The organism is Streptosporangium sp. NPDC003464 (genome assembly GCF_053588315.1).
The window spans coordinates 1-4,917 of the sequence record NZ_JBSFPS010000436.1; the positions used below are offsets into that span (position 1 = coordinate 1).

A 4,917-nucleotide genomic window follows, 5' to 3' on the forward strand; every position below is an offset into this window, starting at 1 on the left:
GAGCTCATCGCGATCGCGAAGTCCGCTCCCGGCACGACCCGCCAGAACGTGCTCTGCCCGATCGTGCCGCCGTCGTGACCGTAGACCTCGCCGCCCCAGTCGAACAGCTCGAACCCCAGGCCCCAGCGGTCGGCGAGCAGCCCGGAGATGCCGGGCACGTCGACCTGCCCGGTCCGCATGGCCGCGACCGACTCCTCCGACAGCAGCCGGGTGCCGTCCTCCGCCAGGCCTCCGGCGACGAACATCCGGCCGAAACGGACCAGCTCGCGCGGGGCCAGGCACATGGTCGAGCCCGCGGGGGCGTTGGAGCGCGGCATGCCCCACGTGTGGTGGACGGTGTTTTCGGGGCCGATGTGACCGGCCGCCGCCCGGAACAGAATGGCCTCCTCGGGCAGGAGGGCCGAGTGCGTGGCGCCGAGCGGGTCCAGCAGGCGCTCGCGCATCACCCTCTCCCACGTGGTGCCGCGCATCCGCGCGACCAGGGCGCCGAGCACGCAGTACCCGGCGTTGCAGTAGGAGAACAGGGCTCCCGGGGCGTGCACGTGGCCCGCGCCGTGCAGAAATTCCACATACTTGTCCAGGCAGTCGTCGCCGCGCCCGGTGTCCTCGAACAGGTCGCCGTCGAAGCCACCGGTATGGGTGAGCAGGTGCCTGACCGTGATGACCTTCTCCGCGCCGTCGGCGACGGCGAACTCCGGCAGGTAGTCGCCGACCGGCCGGTCCAGCTCGACCAGCCCTTCGTCCACGAGCTGCATCACGAGGGCGGCGGTCCAGACCTTGGTGGTGGAGCCGACCTGGAAGACGCTGTCGGTCGTGGTCTCCACACCGATGTTCCTGTTCACCACGCCGGTGGCGACCTCGACGAGCTCACCGCCCGTCCAGACCGCGAGCGCGGCGCCGGGCACGCCGTGCCGCCGGGCCGCCTCGTCGAAACGCTCCTGCAGGTTCTCAAGCATCCTGGCTCCTCAAGCGATCTTGGGGGTGGCGCGCACGCCGAGGTGGACGTACGGCGAGCCGTCGGCGAGCTCGTAGAAGACGGCCGACAACCACTGGGGCTCCCCCTCCGGGCGGCCGACGAAGGTGGTGTCGTCCACCGGGACGAGGTCGAACTCCATGGGCGGCGTCTGCCCGGCGAGGGCTCCGGTGGCCTCGCCGTACAGCGAGAGGCGGCCGTCGCGGACCGTCAGCGTGATCCGGCTGCCGACCCGTTCGTAGACGCCGGCGTACCTGTCGACGTCGGTCTCGAACGGCTCGGCCGGCGGTCCCAGCACAGGCGGCACGGCCAGGCCCAGCAACTCGTCGAAGAGCTCAGTGGCCAGGGCGTGCTGGAAGGCGGCGGTGTGGCCGCCGTTGGCCAGCACGCACACCACCGTGCCCGAATCGGGGACGGCCCAGAGCATGGCCGCCTGGCCGATGGTGTTGCCGCCGTGGGAGATGATCCGGCGGCCCTGCCACTCGTCCAGGATCCAGCCGATCCCCCACTGCTTTCCGATGGTGTACGGGTTGGGGATGTCCACCTGCGGTTCCCACATCACCTGCGGATCGGCGAGCAGCCCCGTGCCCAGGTGGGCGCGGGTGAACTCGACGACGTCGGCGGGGCGGGCGCAGATCAGCCCGGCCGGGCCGCAGGAGCGCATCAGGCCCCAGACGGGAGCGGGCGCCCCGTCCACGTGGCCCATGGCGCCGCGGAAGCGCAGGACGTCCTCCGGCAGGGTCCAGGTGTGGGTCAGGCCGAGCGGCTCGATGATCTGCTCGCGCAGCGCGGCGTCCCACACCTTGCCGGTGAGGCGCTCGATGACGCGCCCGGCGACGATGAAGCCGGAGTTGCAGTACGACTGGGTGGCGCCGAGGGGGTGGTTCTGCGCGAGGTCCGCGCAGGCCTCGACATATTTCTCGATGCAGTCGTCACCCCGGCCGGTGTCGAGGAACAGGTCGCCGTCGATGCCGGAGGTGTGCGAGAGCAGGTGCCTGACCGTGACGGTCTTGGTCACCTCCGGGTCGGCGACCCGGAACTCCGGCAGGACCTCGCGGACCGGGGTGTCGAGCGTCAGCTCGCCCCGCTCGACGAGAAGCATGATCTGGGTGGCGGTCCACACCTTGGAGACCGAGCCGATCTGGAAGAGCGAGTCGGTGGTCACCTCCACCCCGGTGGCCACGTTGAGCACGCCCGCGGCGAACTCGTGCACCTCGCCCTCGTGCAGGAAGGCCAGGCCCGCGCCGGGAACCTCGTACTCGGCGATCAGCTCGCCGAGACGGGCGTGCCATCGACCGGGATCCACTGCTCCAGCCACTGAATGACCCTTTCGTTGTAGTCCACCCGATGGGACGGGCGGCCGTTGAGGATGAACAGGTGGGAACCACCCGGGTAGCGGACCAACTGGACCGGCACGCCCTGCTCGCGCAGGGCGGCGAACCACTGCTCGGCCTGACTGACAGGGCACCGGTCGTCGTTCTCGCCGTGGAGGATCAGGGTCGGCGTGGTCACCTGTGCGACGTGGCTCATCGGTGACTGTTTCTCGACGTCGCCGCCGCATTCCTGAATCTTCAGGAAGTATCCGGCGTCGGAGGTGCCCGCCATGCTGGCCAGGTCGCTGACGCATCCGCCCGGTACGGCGGCCTTGAACCGGTCGGTCCGGGTCGGCAGCCAACAGGAGATGTAGCCGCCGTAACTGTAGCCGGTCACCGCGAGCCGGTCGGGATCGGCGACGCCCTCAGCGACCAACGCGTCGATCGGGCTCAGGAAGTCGTCGGTGTCGGCGATCCCCCAGGCGCCGAGGGCTGCGGTGTAGAAGGCCTCGCCGTACCCGTCGCTGCCGCGCGGGTTGACGGTCAGCACGGTCCAGCCCCGGGCGGCGAGCGCCTGGTGGTAGAGGTGCACCCCGTCGAAGACCGGGGCCCACGCGTTGTGCGGGCCGCCGTGCGCGTCCAGCAGGAGCGGCCCGGGGCCGGTGAGGCTCTCGTCCCGCAGCACGAACGCCTCGACCGGCGTCCCGTCGGGGGCGGTGAAGGTACGGCTTCGCGGGGTGAACAGCTCGACGTCGGCGAGCGCGTACGCCGACAGTTTCGTCACGGCCGGGACTTCCCCGGTCACACCGGCCGAGGCCCCGCCGGTTGTATCCGGCGCTATCGCACCGGATACAACCGAAATATCTCCCGACGAGGTATCGGTTCGGTCTGCGGTGAAGTCCGCGAGGTAAACCTCTCCCGCGCTGTACGGGGTCGCGGCGACATAGGCGATCCTGCTCCCGACGGCGCTGACTCCGGAGATCACCTGATCCCCACCGATGATCTTCTCACCGGGAGCGCGGTAGAGGTGGGTGAAGCCTCCGTCGCGGGCGCAGAAGATCAGTTCGTCCCCCGCGAGCTGGGGCGCCGCACCGGGATAGCCCGGGGCGCCCGGCATGACATTGCGGTCGAGTCCGGCCCCGATCTCCACCGGCCCGTCCGCCTCGAGGCTGAACAGCCGGGTGTGCCCGACGGGCGCGCCGACGTATCCGGTGATCAGCAGCCGTTCACCCAGCCACCAGACCCCCGTGCAGATCACACCGGCGTCGGTGAGCCGCTCGGGCTCGCCGCCCGACGTGTCCACCGAGTAGGCCGCGCCGCTGACGACCAGGTCGCGGTCGGGTTCCATGCTCGTGGTGAAGGCCAGCCGCCGCCCGTCCGGCGACCAGGACGGCTCACCGGTGTGGAAGTCCCCAGAGGTGATCTGCCGAGTCTCCCCCGTCGCCACCTCCAGCACGAACAGGTGCGTGGTCAGGCCACGCAGCAGGCCCGCGCCGTCGGCCTTGTAGTCCAGGCGGTCGGCCACGACCGGGGCGTGCGGATCGAGGTCGCCGGACGGCGCGGCGTAGGCGATCCTGCTGCCGTCGGGAGACCAGACCGCCGCGCCCACACCCAGCGACGCCGTGGTGAGGACGCGGGGCTCGCCGCCGTCCATCGGCAGCAGGTGGATCTGCGGCTTCCCGTCCACGGGGCGGAGAAAGGCCAGCTCACGACCTTCGGGCGACCAGCGCGGGCAGGAGTCGTGCGGGCCGCCCGTCAGACGCCGTGGCTCGGTTCCGGGGGCGGCGAGCCAGATTTCGGACCGGTTCTCGTCCGGCTCCCGGTCGGCGGTGGTCACCGTGTAGGCCACGGTGCTCCCGCCGGGGTGCAGCCGGGGGTCTCCCGGCACCGCGATGCGGTAGAGGTCGCTGAGAGAGAGGCGAGGCATGTCCGAACGTTAGACCTGGCCCATCACCGCTGCTTCGGTCTCCACGACGAACCCGGGCTCGATCCGTTGTGCCGTCGTCCAAACGCGGTCACGGAACGGGCTCGCCGAGCGGCCGGGACCGGCCGGCGCGGCGGCCCCGGACCGAGAGCCGGTGAAGCGCCCTGCCTTGGCGAAAGGCGGATCAAGAACGTCAGCGTTCCGGCGGATCCTCAGTAGGATGCCACGGTCCAGACAGACGGAGTTTCACCGGAAAGGGCTGCAAGTGGCGCAGAAGGTAATACTGGTCGACGACCTCGACCACTCCGAGGGCGATGACGTGGTGCGGCGGGAGTTCCCGCTGCTGAACCGGACCTTCGCCATCGACCTGTCCGACGCCAATCAGCAGCGGCTCAGCGACGCCCTCACCTTCATCGAGAAGGTCCTGGAGAACGCCCGCGAGGTCAAGCAGGCCACGCGTTCGAGGAAGGCCGCCGACACCGGTCCCCGACTCCAGGGATACACCCACACCGACGTGCGTGAATGGGCGCGCGAGCAGGAGCTGGAGGTTCCCTCTCGAGGGAAGATCCCCGACGAGGTCGTGGAGCTGTTCGTCTCCGCCCATCCCGACGCGCGGCCGGCGGAGCAGCCAGGGTGGGGACATCGACTTTGGACGTTTTCCAGACCGCGCTGAGGTCTATCGAGAAGTAGGCATGGGCCGACCGCGA

General features: G+C 70.3%; 4 protein-coding genes. 1 reads left to right on the forward strand and 3 read right to left on the reverse strand.

Annotated features, from left to right (window positions below; genetic code table 11):
* The 3 genes from ACWDS7_RS46540 to ACWDS7_RS46550 all read right to left on the reverse strand — a co-directional run.
* Positions 1 to 956 (reverse strand): serine hydrolase domain-containing protein (locus tag ACWDS7_RS46540; RefSeq protein WP_451934524.1); only part of this gene is annotated, 956 nt, incomplete at its 3' end.
* 9 nt (positions 957 to 965) lie between these two features.
* The gene (locus ACWDS7_RS46545; protein WP_451934525.1) at positions 966 to 2,279 is read right to left on the reverse strand and encodes a serine hydrolase; all 1,314 of its coding nucleotides are present in this window, start codon (positions 2,277 to 2,279) and stop codon (positions 966 to 968) included.
* The gene (locus tag ACWDS7_RS46550; protein WP_451934526.1) at positions 2,240 to 4,213 is read right to left on the reverse strand and encodes a S9 family peptidase; all 1,974 of its coding nucleotides are present in this window, start codon (positions 4,211 to 4,213) and stop codon (positions 2,240 to 2,242) included. The genes ACWDS7_RS46545 and ACWDS7_RS46550 overlap by 40 nt, the downstream gene beginning before the upstream one ends.
* A 262-nt stretch (positions 4,214 to 4,475) precedes the next feature.
* Here ACWDS7_RS46550 and ACWDS7_RS46555 point away from each other — a divergent pair, with 262 nt between their 5' ends.
* Positions 4,476 to 4,883: a histone-like nucleoid-structuring protein Lsr2 gene (locus ACWDS7_RS46555; RefSeq protein ID WP_451934527.1), complete on the forward strand. Its 408-nt coding sequence runs from the start codon at positions 4,476 to 4,478 to the stop codon at positions 4,881 to 4,883.
* The last annotated feature ends 34 nt before the right edge of the window (positions 4,884 to 4,917 follow it).